Source organism: Hymenobacter coccineus, from assembly GCF_001816125.1.
In the GTDB taxonomy this organism is placed as follows: domain Bacteria; phylum Bacteroidota; class Bacteroidia; order Cytophagales; family Hymenobacteraceae; genus Hymenobacter; species Hymenobacter coccineus.
This window is the reverse complement of the sequence record NZ_MDZA01000021.1, coordinates 1-16,453: the sequence shown is the minus strand read 5'-3', so window position 1 is coordinate 16,453 and position 16,453 is coordinate 1. Positions and strand designations below refer to the sequence as shown.

Here is a 16,453-nt window from a genome sequence, read left to right as displayed (position 1 = left end):
CTGCGCGACCTACCGCTTGCCCGTGCCGGCGCCGCCCGCTGGGGCCCCTGGGGCCCGGCCGGTGGTTGCGCCCGCCCGCCCCGCCGTGCTGCCCACCAACCAGGTGAACGCCCAGGCGGAGCAGCGCCTGCGCGACCAAGCCTTCACCAACCAGAACGTGAAATACGCCCAGGGCTACCGCTTGCTGGTGTACCTGGGCCTGGAGCGCGACCAAGCCATGGCCATCCGCCGCGCCGTCATCGGGCGCTACCCCGACGAGACGGACTACCTCACCTTTAAGGCCCCCGTGTACCGCCTCTACGTGGGCGACTACCTCACCCGGCTGGAGGCGGCCCGCGCCAAGTCCCGCCTGCGCGGCCTCACCCAGCGCGCCGAAGTGGAGGCCACGCAAGTAGTGCTCAACAAAACCCAGTAAATCACGGATTAAGGCGGATTTGTTAGATTTTGGGAACGATTAGGCTGGGGGTATCAACTCGTGTAACCATTAGAACTATTCCCGAACAAGGGAATCGTACAAAGCAGGCCGTCATGCAGCGCGCAGCGAAGCATCTTTTCCGCGGCAGTAATTGTGATTAGTTACGTTGCAAAGATGCTTCGCTGCGCGTTGCATGACGTTCTAAATAGCTTAAACGCCCAAAAAGCATCGTCCTTAAATCGTCCCCAAAATCCGTGCAATCCGACCAATCCGATAAATCCGTGGTTCAAACCATCCAGCGCCTGGCCGCCGCCCACGCCGCCGATACCGTGGCCGTGCGCCGGCACCTGCACGCTCACCCCGAGCTGTCGTTTGAGGAAACGGCCACCGCCGCTTACGTGGCCGCCGAGCTGCGCAAGCTGGGCCTCGACCCGCAGCCTGTGGCCGGCACCGGCTTGGTGGCCTTGGTGGAGGGCCCCGCCGGGGCCCCCACCGTGGCCCTGCGCGCCGACATGGACGCGCTGCCTATCCAGGAGCTAAACGAGGTCGACTACAAATCGCAGAACGCCGGCGTGATGCACGCCTGCGGTCACGACGTGCACACGGCCTCGCTGCTGGGCGCGGCGCGCATTTTCGTGGCCCTGAAGGAGGCCGGTCAGCTGCCCGGCACCGTGAAGCTGCTGTTCCAGCCCGGCGAGGAGCGCCTGCCGGGCGGCGCCTCGCTGATGATTGCCGAGGGCGTGCTCGAAAACCCCGCGCCCGGTAGTGTGCTCGGGCAGCACGTGTTCCCGCAGCTGCCGGCCGGTAAAATCGGGCTGCGCCCTGGCCGCTACATGGCCAGCACCGACGAGCTGTACCTCACCATTAAGGGCAAGGGCGGCCACGGGGCCATGCCGGAGCAAAACCTCGACCCGGTGCTGGTGGCGGCCCACATCATCGTGGCGGCGCAGCAAATTGTGAGCCGCCGCGCCAATCCCAAGCTGCCCTCGGTGCTCTCCTTCGGGAAGGTGATTGCCAACGGCGCTACCAATGTCATTCCCAACGAGGTGTACATCGAAGGCACCTTCCGGACCCTGAACGAGGAGTGGCGCAACGAGGCCCACCAGCACCTGCGCCAGCTCTGCGAGGGCCTGGCCGCCAGCATGGGCGCGGTGTGCGAGCTGGAAATCCGCCGCGGCTACCCGTACCTGGAAAACGAGCCCGCCCTCACCGCCCGCACCCGCGCCGCCGCCGAAGCCTACCTGGGCCCCGAAAACGTGGTGGAATTGGACCAGTGGATGGCGGCCGAAGACTTTGCCTACTTCTCGCAGGCGGCCCCGGCCTGCTTCTACCGCCTGGGCACCCGGGCCCCCGACGGCCGCTTCGCCGCCTCGGTGCACACGCCCACGTTCGACATCGACGAAAAGGCCCTCGCCGTGGGCCCCGGCCTGATGGCCTGGCTGGCCGTGCGCGAGCTGCAAGCGCTGGCCGGGCAGTAGCTTTAAGGGGTGGTTTGAGTTAATCTCAGCACGATGTAGAGACGCATCCTTGCGTCTCAGGCTTGAACAGTTTTCGGACAAGTCGTTCAAGACAGAGACGCAAGGATGCGTCTCTACATTGTTCCAAAAGCCAAAAAAACAAGTCAAACTGCCCCTTATTCTATCCCAATCATTACCACCGCTATGCGCCGCTTATTACTAACGCTGCCCTTGCTGGGGGCCCTGGGGCCCGCCCGCGCCCAAACCAGCCGCGATGCCAACCCCCTAGTCCTGGTGCCCGCCGCCCAGGCCGAGCTGGCCCTGCGCAACGGCGACTACCTGCTCCTGAACGTGGGCACCACCCAGTTTGCCCAAGAAAAATACCTGACCCAAACTTTCGCCGCCCTGGCCTACGAGCACTTCTGGGGCCCTAAGTGGAGCTGGGGGGCGCGCGCGGTGGCCCTACGCTACGGCACCGGCAGCTCGGTGCTGGTGCCCGAGGTGCTGCTGCGCCACCGCTCGGCCCTGGGGCCCCTCACCTTCGGGCAGCGCCTGAGCGTGGAGCGGCGCTTCTACACCGGCAACTTCTCGCCGTCCTCCAACCAGAACTGGGTGCGGCTGCGGCTCGATTTGGAGAAAATTATTCCCCTCGGCGGGGCCGACCCGGCCACCGGCCTGGCCCTGCGCCCCCGCCTCAGCTTCGAGGCCGCTACCCACCTGCGCCTGCAAAAGGACGCCGGCGACCCTGGCGAGCGGTTCATCCAGTACACCAACCTGCGGGCCGAAGTGGGGGTGCGCACGGGCCCTGGCTTCGATTTCACGCCCTGGTTTGCCTACGGCGCCGATTACTTCGCTACACTGCCGCAGTACAACGTCATGGGCCAGCAAACGGCGGGCGGCAACGTTAACGTGCGCACCCCACTGCTGGGCCTCGACCTGCGCTACACTTTCGGGGCAGGCCGGGGCGCGGAGGGCCGGCAGCAACTGCCCACCCAGCACTAGGCCGGACCCGGCCGCGGCCTGACGAATTTGCCGCCCGCCGGGGCCCCTGGCCGTTTTATATCGGTAAAAAAGGCGCCTTGTGGAGGCGCTTTTTTTATTGGCCCAAGTATTGTAGCTTGGTGGGCCGGAGCTGGTCCCCGCGGGGGCGAACCATTGGGGGGCCAATTCGCTTTATTTAAGCAGGCAACCTTGCCGCACGAATTCGACTCCCTCGTGCGTTGTGGGGCCCCGGCGGGCGGCAAACCTTGGCTGGCCGGTTTCGTTTTTAATTCTACTATCTTCCTCTTTACCAACCATGCAAGCAAAACAAATGATGCTCGGCCTGTTCGGTTCCGCCATACTGGGCGGAGGCGTGGCTGTGGGCGGGTACAAGCTTTTGGAACCCGCACCCCGCACCACCCAAACCGTGCTGGCCGCCGACCCAAACGTGCGCTATACGTCGGCCATGCGCAGCAGCACCTACGCCGCCCCCGAGGGCCTGAACTTTGTGGCCGCTGCGGCCGCCGTGACGCCCGCCGTGGTGCACGTGATGACCGAATACGCCGCCGCGCCGCAAAGCCAGCAGCGCCGCCGGATGCAAATGGACCCCTTCCTGCGCCAGTTTTTTGGCGACGGGGGCGAGGGCCAGGGGCAGGGCGAAGATCGTGAGCAGCGCGGCGGGGGCGAAGGCTCCGGCTCAGGCGTCATCATTGCGGCCAACGGCTACATCGTGACCAACAACCACGTGATTGACAAGGCTTCGAAAATTACGGTGGTGATGGACGACAAGCGCCGCTACGAAGCGGAGCTGGTGGGCGCCGACCCCAACACCGACCTGGCCGTGCTGAAGGTGAAAGCCGACAACCTGCCCTTCGTGAAGTACGGCAACTCTGACGAGGTGAAGGTGGGCCAGTGGGTGCTGGCCGTGGGTAACCCGTTCAGCCTAAACTCAACCGTAACCGCCGGTATTATTTCGGCCAAGGGCCGCAACATCAACATCCTGCGCCGTGAGGACGGCATGGGCATCGAGTCGTTTATCCAGACCGACGCCGTGGTGAACCCCGGCAACTCGGGTGGGGCCCTGGTGAACCTGAGCGGCGACCTAGTGGGCATCAACTCGGCCATTGCCTCGCACACGGGCAGCTACGAGGGCTACTCCTTCGCCATCCCCAGCGCGCTGGTGAGCAAGGTGGTCGACGACTTACTGAAGTATAAAGTGGTGCAGCGCGCCCTGCTCGGCGTGCAGATGCGCGAAGTGGACGCCAGCCTGGCCGCTGAGAAGAAGCTGGCCAACCTGAACGGCCTGTACGTGGCCGGCCTCACGCCCAACAGCTCCGCTGCCGCCGCTGGCCTCAAAGAAGGCGACATCATCACCGATATTAACGGCCTGGCCGTCAATACCTCGTCGCAGCTGCAAGAGCAGGTGGCGCGTTTCCGCCCCGGCGACCAGATCAAGGTAACCTACCTGCGCGGCACCACGCCCACCACCGTAACGGCTACCCTGCGCAACGCCACCGGCACCACGGCCGTGGTGCGCGAGCCCACCCTAGCCGCTTCCGTGAAGTACGAAGGCGCGACCCTCTCGGTAGTGCCCACGCAGCTTCAGAACAAGCTCGACATCAAAGGCGGGGCCGTGATTACGGGCATCAAAGGCAGCAACTTCCGCGAAACCGGGATGGCTGATGGCTTCATCATCACCCGCATCGACAAGAACCTGGTGCGCAAGCCCGCCGACGTGCAGGCCTACCTCGATCAGGCCCGCGACAACTCGGGGGCCCTCGTTGAAGGCGTGTACCCCGACGGCCGCAAATCCTTCTACCCCATCGGGCAGGAGTAGGGCCCCCAGGCCCTCAGTAGCAAGCCCCGGCCGATTCGGCCGGGGCTTTTTTTGGGGTATTTTTTGGGGATAAATTGGAAGGTTTTTAGTCGCTTCGCGGTCGAATACTATTGCCTGCAAGTATTTGAACATTAGGATACTAAAGCGTTGGATGAGATGCTTGAAAATTCAATTATTTCATTGTTCGGGTTGTATGTTTGTTGGCTTGCCCTAAAGTCTGTTGCGCTTTTTTTCGCGTAATGGGCTGCTAGGCTTGCCCGCTGCCCACGTCACCGCCCAGCCCCTGCATGGACTCCGCCATCAACACGCTGCACATCCAAAACTTTAAGTCGATTCGCAGTGCGTTGCTGCACCCGCGGCGGGTGAACATCATCATTGGGCAGCCCAACGCGGGCAAATCGACCGTGCTGGAGGCCATGAGCCTGCTGGGCAGCGTGCCCTACGAGCAGCAGGACAAGTTCGTGGGCAGCTTCGTGCGCTACGACAAGCCCCGCCAGCTGTTCCACGACAACCTGACGGCTAGCCCCATCAAAATCGAAACCGACCGCGACCTGTGCCTGCTGGGCAAGGCCAGCCAGAGCCCCGGCTACCGCTACGCCAGCTTCAGCCAAGATGCCTACCGAGAGCTGCGCACCCAGATGGGCACGCCCCTGGCCGGCGGCCACCTCTCGCGGGCCGGCGACGACGGGGCCCTGCTCGACCGGCTGGGGGCCTACCTGCTGCGCACCGGGGCCCCGCCCACGCCGGGCGGCTACTACTACACCGAGCTGGGCAAGCGCGGCCGCCCCGGGCTGGGGGCCCCCACCGAGGCCCGCTACCTGTCGTCGGGCTCGCCCTGGTACCCGCAGGCCGTGAAGGCCTACCGCTTCCGCAGCGAGGCCAAGCTGGCCGTGGCCCGGCCGGGCGCGGCCCTGTTCCCGCCCCACGGCGACAACCTAGTGCGGGTGCTGGAAACCAACGCCGAGCTGCGCCGCGAGTTCATGGGCCTGTTTGCTGCCCAGGGCCTGGCCCTGCGCGTGCGCGTGGACGCGGGCCGGCTGGAGATTTCCAAGGAGCTGGACGGCCTGAGCCACGTGTACCCTTACCACAGCACCGGCGACGCGCTGCGCCACTACGGCTTCCTGTTGGCCGTGCTCGAATCGAACCGCAAAGCCGTGCTGCTACTGGAAGAACCCGAAACCCACCTCTACCCCGACTACGCCACCGAGCTGGTGCGCCGCATTGTGGCCGGCAACGGCAACCAGTTTTTTATCACCACCCATAGCCCCCACCTGTTCACGCAGGTCATCGAAAACATGGTGCCCTTCGAAAATAGGGCCCTGGAGCTGGCCGTGTTCGTGGCCTACTACCAGGACTACCAAACCAAAATCCGCCAGCTTTCCGACGAGGAGCTGCGCACCGTGCAGGGCGACGGTGACTACGCCTTTCGTAGCCTCACCCGCGCCGCCGCGCCCGACGCCGTGCTGCGGTAGCGGCCCAGGGGCCCCACGGCGGCGCAAATCCCGCATTGGGGCGGCCGAGCCGGTATGTCCAATGCGGTAGAACGGCGCGGCCCGCCGTGACACAAGCCGTCCGTACCGATTGTACCCCGATTCAGAAGCCGCTCTCGGTACCCCGCGCCATCCGCTCCCCGGGGCGGGCCACTCCCCGCGCTGCGCCCGGCGCCGGCGGTACGGCGGGCTACCAAGCCGCGGCGTGGGGCCCCGGTGGCGCCGGGCTACCCTGGGGAAATCAGGCGGAATGCGCGCGCCTAATTATTATTGATTAGTTGTTTGTTATACAATAGATTACAGCGACAGATGGCCGATTTTAAATGTCTAACGGGTTCAATTATTGGTTTGGCCGGCTTCTGCCGGAGCGGTAGGTTTGGTACCAGTACCCGGTAGCTGCCCTGCGGCCGGTGTCAGTGAGCCATTCCCGCTTTTGTATCCATGAAAGCCTTATTGCTGTTGCCCCTGGCCCTGCTGCTAGGCTGCAAAAAAGACGCCCCCGCCCCGGCCGACCAACTGCCCCCCGCCACGCAAACCGGGGCCAACGCCTTCGGCTGCTTGCTCAACGGCCAACCTTGGACGCCCCAAGGCTACAACAGCCGCCCTAATTTCATTGTCACGTACGACCCAGGCTACCGCGGGGGCAATTTGCAGGTGCGCGTGTACCGCTACCCAGACGGAGCGGCTCATGAACAATACTTAATATTTGGCGGAAACCGGATTGCACAGCCGGGAAGTTATCCCCTTGTACTCAGCGGCGACCGTGAGGCTTTTTTTGCGGATCTCGCACGGGAAGCTCCGTGCAAAGAGTTTTTAGAAGCCCCGAGCTTGACCTATCGCACGGGCACCTTGACGGTCACCCGGCTGGATTTGGCGCGGGGCGTCATCGCGGGCACGTTCGCCTTCACCCTCTACAGACCGGGCTGTGACACCATAAAAGTCACGCAAGGGCGCTTCGATAAGAAACTGTAGCTGCTCCTGTTTTTCGTTATAAACGCGCATTGCCCGGCCAGGGCCCCTGGGGCCCTAAACCGCAGCAAAAAGGCCCCACCGGAACGTCCGGCGGGGCCTTTTTGGGAGTAGCAGCGGGCCTACTTGGCGTCGCCGGGGCGGGTCACGTCCTTGGTCGTCTTGCCGTCGGCGTCCTTGCGTTTGCGCTTCGTCTTGCCCACGGGCTCGGCGGGCATGGGGGCCGGAACGGCGGCGGCTTCCGGGGCGGGGGCCGCAGCGGGCGCGGGCTTGCCGTCGGCGTCCAGCTCCACCACCTCGTAGCCCAGGGCCTGCACGGCGGGCAGCTGCTTTTTATCGCCCACTACCACGATGTACATGTTGTCAGGCAGGTCCTTCTGGGCGGCGGCTTGCACGTCGGCGCGGGTCAGGTTTTTCAGGATGTCGGCCTGCTGGTTCACGTAGTCGGGCTTGAGGTTGTACTCGACCAGGCGGGAGAGGAAGGCCGCTTTCTGGCCGCCGGTTTCGTACTTCAAGGCGTCGCTCTGGCCCACCGACGATTGCAGGAAGGCCAGCTCGTCGTCGGTGATGCCGGTGCGGTAGCCGGTCAGCTCGCTCATGAACTCCTTCACCGAGGCGGCGGTGGCGTCGGCGCGCACGCCGGCCTGGGCCGTGAAGGGCCCCGGGTTGCGCGTGCTCTGGAAGCCCGAGCGGGCCCCGTAGGTGTAGCCCTTGTTCTCGCGCAGGTTCAGGTTGATGCGCGAATTGAAGGCGCCCCCCAGCACGTAGTTGGTCAGGTAAGCCTTGTAGTAGTCGCCGGTGGCGTCGTAGGGCAGCGTGGTGAGGTAGCCCACCCGGATTTCCGACTGCGCCGCGCCGGACTTGTCCACAAAATACACGCGCGTTTTGTCGGGCTGCGCAATGGCGGCCACCGTGGGCGGCACCACCACGTCCTTTTTAGCCCAGGTTTTCAGGAAGCCCAGCTGGGGCAGCACGTCGGCCTCGGCCACGTCGCCCACCACCACCAGCGACGACACGTTGGGCGCGTAGTTGGCGGCGTAAAAGGCCTTCACGTCGTCGAGCGTGATGCCCGTTACCGACGCCGTGGTGCCGTTGGCGGGCACGCTCATGATGCTGTTCGGGCCGTACAGCAGGCGGCTGTAGGTGTTGTTGGCGATGGCCACCGGCAGCGTTACCTGGTTGGCAATGCCCTCCAGGGTTTGCTTTTTGAGGCGGGCAAATTCGGCGGCGTCGAAGCGCGGGTGCAGCAGCACCTCCTGCACGATGGCCAGGGTAGCGGGGATGTTCTTGGTCAGCGACTGGATGTACACGGTCGTGTTTTCGTCACCGGCGCCCACGCGCACGGCACTGCCGAGCTGGTCAAGGGCCGCTTCTACTTCTTCGCTGGTATACTTCTGGGTGCCTTCGTTCATCATGGCCGCCGTGAGGGCCGCAATGCCGGCCTTGCCGGGGGTGGCCTGCTCCAGCCGGTGGCCGCCGCGGATGGTGAGCAGCATCGTCACGGCCGGGATTTCGGTGTTGCGGGTGCCCACCACTTTCAAGCCGTTGTCAAACGTGGTTTCGTACAACGTGGGCACTTTCACCACGGGGTTGCCGCTGCTCTTGGGCTGCACGTTGCGGTCGAAGGTGTCCTGGGCTTTCACGTAGGTCAGGCCGGCGTACTGGTCCTTGGGGGCCTGGTAGCCCGCGGGGTCCACGGCGTAGTTGTCCTTTTTGGCTACCATTTCGGGCTTGCCCTTGGGTACCACGCTCAGGATAACGGCGTGCTTGCCCTTGAGGTACTTGTCGTACACGCGCTGCACATCGGCCTTGGTGAGGGCCCGCAGGCGCTGCAATTCCACGGCCAGGTAGTTGGGGTTGCCGGTGTAGGTTTGGTAGGCGGCCAGTACGCTCACCTTGCCCTGCACGCTGGCCAGGCCGTTTACCACCTGGGCCTCGCGGCTGGCCTTGAAGCGCTGGAGGGCAGCGTCACTCACGCCGGTTCTCTCAAACTCGGCCAGGCTGTTGCGCAGGCGCACTTCGGTGCTGTCCAGTCCTTTGCCGGGGAAGGCGCGGGCCTGGACAATGAATTCACCGGCCAGCTCCGAGGTGTTGCTGTAGGCCACGGCCTGCACGGCCTGCTGGTTTTTCACCAGGTTTTTGTAGAGCAGCGAGTTATTGCCCTGCCCGATGATTTCAGCCAGCGCTTGGAGCGCTACGTCGTCGGGCGTGTTCTCGGGCACGGTCGGGAACACCATTTCCACCAGCGGGAAGCGCACGTTGTCCTCGTAGCTCACGTAGCGGTCGGCGCTCAGCACGGGCGCGGGCAGGTGTTGGCTTTGCACGGCGGGCCCCGCTTGATGGGCCCGAAGTACTTCTCGGCGTACTTTATCACGTCGGCCGTTTTCACGTCGCCGCCCACGGTTAGGGTGGCGTTGTTGGGGCCGTACCAGCGCAAAAAGAAGTTCTTGAGGTCGTTGACGTTCGAGGCGTCGAGGTCCTTGAGGTAGCCGATGGTCAGCCAGGAGTAGGGGTGGCCGTAGGGGTACAGCGTTTTGGCCACGTACTCGCTGGCCAGGCCGTAGGGGCGGTTGTCGTAGTTCTGGCCGCGCTCATTTTTCACCGTCGAGCGCTGAATCTCGAACTTCTTCTGGCTCACGGCGTCCAGCAGGAAGCCCATGCGGTCGGCTTCGAGCCACATTGCGGTTTCCACCTGGTTGCTTGGCACCGTCTCGTAGTAGTTGGTGCGGTCCTGGTTGGTGCTGCCGTTGAGGGTGCCGCCGGCGGCCGTCACCAACTTGAAGTGCTGCTGGTCGCCCACGTGGTCGGAGCCCTGGAACATCATGTGCTCGAAGAAGTGGGCAAAGCCCGACTTGCCGATTTGCTCGCGGGCCGAACCCACGTGGTAGGTCACGTCCACGTGCACCAGCGGGTCAGAGTGGTCCTCTGTCACGATTACAGTCAAGCCGTTGGGTAGCACGTACTTGCTGTAGGGAATGGTGAGGGCCCCGGGCTTGCGCACCACGGTTTCGACCAGCTTGGCGCCGGTAGCGGCGGGCTTGGTGGCCACCACGGTTTTGGGCTTGGGCGTGGGAGCTTTTTTGGTTTGGGCAGCGGCCGGTTGCAGGGCTAGCGCCGTGCCCAAGCCCATCAGCCAGAGTCTTTTTTGCATCATTAGAAGAAGGAATGAGAAAATGTGAATCTGTTAGCAAGTTAGGCGTAAAAGACAGGGGTTCTTCACTGGGCGCTGCACCGGGCCGGCGACCTGGGGCCCCCGGGGCAGCGGGCCGGTGGGGGCCCGGTGGGGGCCCTACTTTTGCCGGGGCCCCGCCGCCGCGCGAGGCCCCCACCGTTGCCTTCCCATCCCCGTTCTATTAGAAGATGAAGCAAGCCCTCGAACAAGAAACCGCCGCCGACCTCGCCGTGCCCGGCGGCCACCTCCACGCCGACCCCCACGGCCTGCAAGACGTGCTGCGCCAGCTCGGCGTGGAAACCGACAACGCAGCCTACGCCACCGGCCGCACCTGGGGCGGGGCCCCAACGCCGACCGCCGCGTCATCAACGCGCCCGCTGACGGCCAGCGCATTGCCAGCGTGGCCTTCGCCACGGCCGCCGACTACGAAACCGTGGTGCAGGCCGCCCAGGAAGCCTTCAAAACCTGGCGCCTGGTGCCGGCCCCCAAGCGCGGCGACATCGTGCGCCAGATTGGCAACAAACTGCGCGATTGCAAGGAGCCGCTGGGCAAGCTGGTCAGCGCCGAGATGGGCAAAATCCTGCAAGAAGGCCTGGGCGAAGTGCAGGAAATGATTGACATCTGCGACTTTGCCGTGGGCCTGAGCCGGCAGCTGCACGGCTTCACCATGCACTCGGAGCGGCCCGCGCACCGCATGTACGACCAGTACCAGCCGCTGGGCGTGGTGGGCATCATCTCGGCCTTCAACTTCCCGGTGGCCGTGTGGAGCTGGAACGCCATGCTGGCCGCCGTGTGCGGCGACGTCAGCATCTGGAAGCCGTCGGAGAAAACGCCGCTCACGGCCGTGGCCGTGCAGCACATCATCCGCAGCGTGCTGGCCGACAACGACATCCCCGAAGGCGTGTTCAACCTGATTATCGGCGACGCCACCATCGGCGCGGCCATGGCCGCCGACCGGCGCGTGCCGCTGGTGTCGGCCACGGGCAGCACCCGCATGGGCCGCAAGGTGGGCGAAGTGGTGGGGGCCCGCCTGGGCCGCGCCCTGCTGGAGCTGGGCGGCAACAACGCCATCATCGTCACCCAAAACGCCGACCTCAACATCGCCATCCGCGCCATCGTATTTGGGGCGGTGGGCACGGCCGGGCAGCGCTGCACCAGCACCCGCCGCGTCATTATCGAAGACAGCATTTTTGAAGACGTGAAGCAGCGCCTGCTGGCCACCTACCCCAAGCTCCCCATCGGCCACCCGCTGCAGGAAGGCACCCTCGTGGGGCCCCTGATTGACGGGGCCGCCGTGACGGCCTTCACCGGGGCCCTGGAAAAAGTGCAGGCCGAAGGCGGCAAATTGCTGACTGGCGGCGAGGTGCTGAGCGGCGCCGAATACGCCGGCGGCCACTACGTGCGGCCCGCGCTGGTGGAAGTGGAAAACCACTACGCCACGGTGCAGGAAGAAACCTTCGCGCCCATCCTCTACCTCATCAAGTACCGCGGCGACGTGCAAAACGCCATTGACCTGCAAAACGACGTGCGCCAAGGCCTGAGCAGCAGCATCTTCACCCTGAACATGCGCGAGGCCGAAGCCTTCCTGGCCGCCAGCGGCTCCGACTGCGGCATTGCCAACGTGAACATCGGCACGAGCGGGGCCGAAATCGGCGGCGCGTTCGGCGGCGAAAAGGAAACCGGCGGCGGCCGCGAGTCCGGCTCCGATGCTTGGAAAGTGTACATGCGCCGCCAAACCAACACCATCAACTACTCCACCGAGCTGCCGCTGGCCCAGGGTATTAAGTTCGACATTTAGGGCCCCCAGGCTGCATTTGGTAATTAATAAGAACGGCCCGCCTGATGCTTCAGGCGGGCTTTTTTGCTATGTGACTAAAGAGGCAATTGCAACGGCCGCAGGCCAGTTTGCAACGTCAGAACGTCGATGCGTTCTTCAGAAGTAATTCGGTAAACCAGTCGATACTGCCGGAATAGCAGTTCCTGAACTGCGTCGTCGCTAAACTCCGGCACTACCCGCCCTAGGCGCGGGTGTGGCTTCAGCAGTGCCAGTTGGCGAAAAATGGCGTCTACGAATAGCCCGGCCCGGGCCGGTGAGTATTGGGCCAAGTACTCGGCTTGCTCGTCGGTTTCGTGCAGGAAACGGGTGGTGTAGTGCAATAGCATACCAACCGCTGGCTACGCCGCCGCTACCCCAGCGCCGGGTAGCCAGCGGCCGAGGTAGGCCCGGGCTTCGCTTTCAGTCAGGGTTTCGCCGTTATCGGCTTGGCGAAGGCCTTCCTCAATTCGCTTGATGAGGACTAAGCGCTCGAAAAGGTCTTCCAGCTCGAAGGTTTCAGGTAAATCCTTGACGGCTTCGAATAGCTTTTCCTTGGTCATGGGAGATATATTTAATGCACTACCAAAGTACGCCCGCGCGCTGGCAAAAGTGCCCGCTGGTTAGTTGAACAGGGCCCCCAGGTAGTGCCAGACGGCGGCCACGTCCACTTTGCGCAGGGCCCACAGGCTCCACACCACCACCATGGCGCCCACGCCGAGAAACATCCAGCGGGTGGGCAGGCGGCCGGCCAGGCGGGCGGCGATGGGCGCGGCCGCCACGCCGCCCACGATGAGGCCCGCCACAATTTGCCAGTGCGAGAGGCCTAAAATCGAGATAAACGTGAGGGCGCTGGCGAACGTCACGAAGAACTCGACCAGGCTGACGGTGCCGATGACGTAGTTGGGCGTGCGGCCGTTGGCGATGAGCGTGCTCGTGACCAGGGGCCCCCAGCCGCCGCCGCCGAACGAGTCGAGGAAGCCGCCGGCGCCGGCCAGCCAGCCGGCGTTTTTCACCTTGCGGCGCTGCTGGGCCTGCTTGCGCACGGCCTTGCTGATGATGCGCACGCCCAGCCCTAGCAAGTACAGCGCCAGCACCGGCTTGATGATGTTGGCGTACTCGTCGCCGAACTTGGCCAGCAGCAGGGCCCCGCTGATGGAGCCGGCGATGCCCGGCAGCAGCAGTACCTTGAACAAGCGCTTGTTGACGTTGCCGAACCGGTAGTGGTTGTAGCCCGAAGCACCGCTGGCGAACATCTCGGCCGTGTGGATGCTGGCGCTGACCGACGCCGGGCTCAGCCCCAGCGACATCAGGCTGATGGCCGACACCACGCCGTAGCCCATGCCCAGCATCCCGTCGATGAGCTGGGCAATGAAGCCCACCGCCACAAACGTGTAGAACGTGCCCGACGAGCGGGCCACGCCCCACACCTGCTGCCAGGTGAAGTAGTACGACAAAATGTTGAGCACCAAAAAAACGGCGAAGGCCCCCAAGGTGGCCTTGGCCACGCGCCGCCAGTAGTCGATGGCGGCAGCCTCCTCGGCGGGGCCGAGGGCGGCCACGGCGTGCAGCCGGCGGGCCGATGAAGCGGCCCGCACGCGGCCGTGCAGGGCCTCGTCTGTGGCGGCCACCAGCACCAGGTCGTGGCCCACCAGGTCGTTGGGCTCGAAGGTGCGGGGGCGCAGGATGACCTGCTCGTGCTCGGCGGCCAGGGCGTAGAGGGCCGGCAGCAGGTGCGGGGCCACCACCGTGATGGCCGCGTGCGGGTGCTCGTGCAGCACGGCCGAGAGCTGGGCCAGGGCTTCGTCGCCGCCGCCCACCAGCAATACCCGCCGCTGCTCCAGGTCGAGGAACACGGGCAGCGAGGGCCCGGCTGGGGCCCCCGCGCCGGGGCCCCGGCCGGCGGCCGGCGGAGCAGGTACGAGCAAGTCAGTGGCCATAATCTCAGGTAAAATACAACTTAATCGGGGAATTTGGAGCGGCGGGGGCCCTGGGCGGGGCGGGGGGCTGCCCGGGCTAGGCGCCCACTTTCGCCGCCGCGGTTTTTAGCGCCGCCAGGGTGCCGTCGCTCACGTTGCCGAACAGCGACACGCCGGCCGCGCCGTTGCGCAGGGCCAGCTCGATGCCTTGCTGCACCTCGGCGTCGTTCTTGAAATCGGACAGGTACAGGCCGGCGTACAGTGGGAATTTGCCGTTCAGGGCCCCCACGCCTTCGGCCACGGCCTGGCCAATCCAGGCCACGTTTTCCTTGTAGAAGCCGTGGTAAATCATGGGGCACACGCCGCTGATGTTCCAGTTCACCCAGTCCTGCTTCACGTTGCGGTGGGCAATGTCGGGGGTGGGGAACACGGCGGCCGTCAGGGGCTTACCGTGAGCTTTCGCCACGGCCATCAGCCGCGCCACCACCCGGTTCACGCGCTGGTAGCGGAACTGCCGCCACGAGGGGCTGGCCTCCGGAAATTGCACCGTGTCAATGTCGATGCCGTGCTCGGCTTGGTAGGCCGCCTTGCACACCGGGCAGTAGCAGAAGTCGTACTCGGGCAGCTCGCTGGTTTGCACAATCTTGTACTTATCCCACAGGTTCACCGGCAGAATCACGTCGCAAAACCGCACGTAATCCAGGTGCGCGCCGTCCACGTAGTCCTTCTTCAGGGCCGCGGCGTAGTCGTTGGCCAGGTACTCGATGACCTCGGGGCGCGAGGGGCACAGCCAGCGGTAGTAGTCCACGTAGGGCGGGTGGGTGGCGCACGATTTGCCCGCGCGGCTCACGGCGTACCACTCGGGGTGGGCGGCGAGCAGCGCCTTTTCGCCGCGGTTCATCGTCCAGATCCAGCGGTGGGCCTCCAGTTTCTGGGCCTTGGCTGCGCGGCAGTGCTTCTCGCTGTCGGCCTCGAAAAAGATGCCGCGGATGCCCGCCGCGTAGTATTTTTTGTAGCGCTCGGCCAGCTCGGTCGCCGTGTCTTTGGGGTCGGGGTTGGTCCACACCCAATGCTTCCACGGGGCCTTGGGGGCCCCCGCGGCGGGCAGGGCCGCTTCGGCCACGGCGGGCAGAATGGCGGCCGACAGGCCCGCGGCCACGCTGCGCTTCACAAAATTCCGGCGGCTGTTCATAACTGAGGGCGGGTTACAGATGGGTAGGAGTTAGACAGGAATTAAAAATTAAAAGTGATGAATTAAAAATCTGACCATCAAGTTTTTAATTCATCACTTTTAATTTTTAATTTCCTCTGTAGGTCTCGAAACTACTTTCAGGGTTTCGATGAGTCCTTCGTCGTTGATGCGGAGGGCCGGGGCCCCCGGGGCCCCCGGGGCCGCCACAGTGGCGGAAAACTGCCGGGCCGTGGCGGCCAGCTGGAGTTGGTTGGCCTGGCCGTCGATGCTGGGCCGGGGCCCTATTTTGAGTTCAGCCAGCGTGGCGGCGTAGCGGCCGTGCTGCTGGCGGTACGCCTGCTGGCGGTAGTACACCAGCCACAGGTAGCGCCGCTGCTGCTCGGCGTAGGGCAGGGTGAACGCGGCGCTGGCCTGGCGCGTGAACTGCAAGTAGCCCCAGCGCTCGGGGTAGTGCATGTTGACGAGGCCCTGCGGCGACCACACCCAGTTGTGCTCGGGCAAGTCCTTGCCGGCTGCGTTTTTGCGCTTGGGATTCTGGTTGCCGGCCGCGTCGGTGTCCCATTCCACGCGCGAAAAGTTGATGCGCCACAGCGCGCCCTCGGTGGGCGGGTGCCAGTCGTAGCCAATGTACAGGGCCCTGAGCGGGATGGCCAGCTCCACGGTCCAGCCCTGGTCCTGGTCCTGCGGATGGTTCAGGGTGCCGGCAATTTGCACGCCCGAGCGCAGGCCGGCCGCGTCCCAGCTCACCAGCGCGTCGCCGCCGTTGCGGTAGGGCTTGGGCAGGAATAGCTCGAAGGTTTTGTTTAGCGCATTTACCTCAACCTCAAAGTATTGGTTGGTGTTATTGGTCGGGCTAAGAAAAATCTCAAAGTCGTTATCCTTGTAAATAATGTCGTCGTGGTGGGTTTGGGTGGCCCACACCTGCGGCTCCTGCAAGGTGGCGGCCACGAACAGCGTCGAGTCGTTCCACAGCATCTTGGTCCGCGTCCGGAATGCCGGCAGCGGCTTGGCCGCGCCCTCAATGTCCACGAAGTCCGTCGTCCAGGGGGCCCGCTGCCAGTCGCTTTCCGTCAGGTTGCCGTCCAGCGTCAGGGCCTGGTCGGTGTGCGGCACCACGTAATTTTTGGGCGGCGTAAACAGCGCCTCCAGGCCCTGGAAATCGGCGAGCGCGGCGGCCGCCGTGGGGCCCCGGCGGCGGGCGGGCGGGG

General features: G+C 64.7%; 12 protein-coding genes and 1 pseudogene. 7 read left to right on the top strand and 6 right to left on the bottom strand.

Features of this window, described 5'->3' with window-relative positions; translation table 11 throughout:
• From BEN49_RS01760 to BEN49_RS01735, 6 genes are all read left to right on the top strand, one after another.
• Positions 1-415: hypothetical protein (locus tag BEN49_RS01760; protein WP_204376027.1), on the top strand; the 415-nt coding region annotated here is incomplete at its 5' end.
• 281 nt (positions 416-696) lie between these two features.
• Positions 697-1,893, top strand: coding sequence for a M20 metallopeptidase family protein (locus BEN49_RS01755; protein WP_070739903.1), 1,197 nt, complete (start codon positions 697-699; stop codon positions 1,891-1,893).
• A gap of 183 nt (positions 1,894-2,076) precedes the next feature.
• Positions 2,077-2,874: a hypothetical protein gene (locus BEN49_RS01750; RefSeq protein WP_070739895.1), complete on the top strand. Its 798-nt coding sequence runs from the start codon at positions 2,077-2,079 to the stop codon at positions 2,872-2,874.
• A gap of 295 nt (positions 2,875-3,169) precedes the next feature.
• Positions 3,170-4,690, top strand: a complete 1,521-nt coding sequence (locus BEN49_RS01745) for a Do family serine endopeptidase (protein ID WP_070739892.1) — start codon at positions 3,170-3,172, stop codon at positions 4,688-4,690.
• 287 nt (positions 4,691-4,977) lie between these two features.
• Positions 4,978-6,162, top strand: a complete 1,185-nt coding sequence (locus BEN49_RS01740; RefSeq protein ID WP_070739889.1) for an AAA family ATPase — start codon at positions 4,978-4,980, stop codon at positions 6,160-6,162.
• Between the two features lie 459 nt (positions 6,163-6,621).
• Positions 6,622-7,152, top strand: coding sequence for a Riean_0653 family protein (locus BEN49_RS01735; protein WP_070739886.1), 531 nt, complete (start codon positions 6,622-6,624; stop codon positions 7,150-7,152).
• A 122-nt stretch (positions 7,153-7,274) separates the two neighbouring features.
• On the opposite strand, the pseudogene BEN49_RS01730 reads toward BEN49_RS01735, so the two are convergent.
• Positions 7,275-10,030, bottom strand: a pseudogene (locus BEN49_RS01730) (M16 family metallopeptidase); the annotation flags it as partial.
• 691 nt (positions 10,031-10,721) lie between these two features.
• Here BEN49_RS01730 and amaB point away from each other — a divergent pair.
• Positions 10,722-12,119 carry an L-piperidine-6-carboxylate dehydrogenase gene (amaB, locus tag BEN49_RS01720; protein ID WP_317040379.1) on the top strand — a complete coding sequence of 466 codons (1,398 nt, stop codon included), beginning with the start codon at positions 10,722-10,724 and terminating at the stop codon, positions 12,117-12,119.
• Positions 12,120-12,193: 74 nt separating this feature from the next.
• On the opposite strand, the gene BEN49_RS01715 is transcribed toward amaB, so the two are convergent.
• From BEN49_RS01715 to BEN49_RS01695, 5 genes are all read right to left on the bottom strand, one after another.
• Positions 12,194-12,478 carry a type II toxin-antitoxin system RelE/ParE family toxin gene (locus tag BEN49_RS01715; protein WP_158022711.1) on the bottom strand — a complete coding sequence of 95 codons (285 nt, stop codon included), beginning with the start codon at positions 12,476-12,478 and terminating at the stop codon, positions 12,194-12,196.
• An 18-nt stretch (positions 12,479-12,496) separates the two neighbouring features.
• Complete coding sequence (locus BEN49_RS01710; protein WP_070739873.1) at positions 12,497-12,697, bottom strand: hypothetical protein; 201 nt, start codon at positions 12,695-12,697, stop codon at positions 12,497-12,499.
• A 60-nt stretch (positions 12,698-12,757) separates the two neighbouring features.
• Entirely contained in the window at positions 12,758-14,074 is a 1,317-nt protein-coding gene (locus BEN49_RS01705; RefSeq protein ID WP_083325669.1) for a TSUP family transporter, read from the bottom strand.
• 76 nt (positions 14,075-14,150) lie between these two features.
• Complete coding sequence (locus BEN49_RS01700; protein ID WP_070739870.1) at positions 14,151-15,245, bottom strand: family 10 glycosylhydrolase; 1,095 nt, start codon at positions 15,243-15,245, stop codon at positions 14,151-14,153.
• 99 nt (positions 15,246-15,344) lie between these two features.
• Positions 15,345-16,453 (bottom strand): carbohydrate-binding family 9-like protein (locus tag BEN49_RS01695; RefSeq protein WP_070739867.1); only part of this gene is annotated, 1,109 nt, incomplete at its 5' end.

Coding starts and splice junctions, on each gene's coding strand:
- BEN49_RS01750 (WP_070739895.1), top strand. CDS start 2,077: ATGCGCCGCTTATTACTAACGCTGCCCTTGCTGGGGGCCCTGGGGCCC.
- BEN49_RS01745 (WP_070739892.1), top strand. CDS start 3,170: ATGCAAGCAAAACAAATGATGCTCGGCCTGTTCGGTTCCGCCATACTG.
- BEN49_RS01740 (WP_070739889.1), top strand. CDS start 4,978: ATGGACTCCGCCATCAACACGCTGCACATCCAAAACTTTAAGTCGATT.
- BEN49_RS01735 (WP_070739886.1), top strand. CDS start 6,622: ATGAAAGCCTTATTGCTGTTGCCCCTGGCCCTGCTGCTAGGCTGCAAA.
- BEN49_RS01710 (WP_070739873.1), bottom strand. CDS start 12,697: ATGACCAAGGAAAAGCTATTCGAAGCCGTCAAGGATTTACCTGAAACC.
- BEN49_RS01705 (WP_083325669.1), bottom strand. CDS start 14,074: ATGGCCACTGACTTGCTCGTACCTGCTCCGCCGGCCGCCGGCCGGGGC.
- BEN49_RS01700 (WP_070739870.1), bottom strand. CDS start 15,245: ATGAACAGCCGCCGGAATTTTGTGAAGCGCAGCGTGGCCGCGGGCCTG.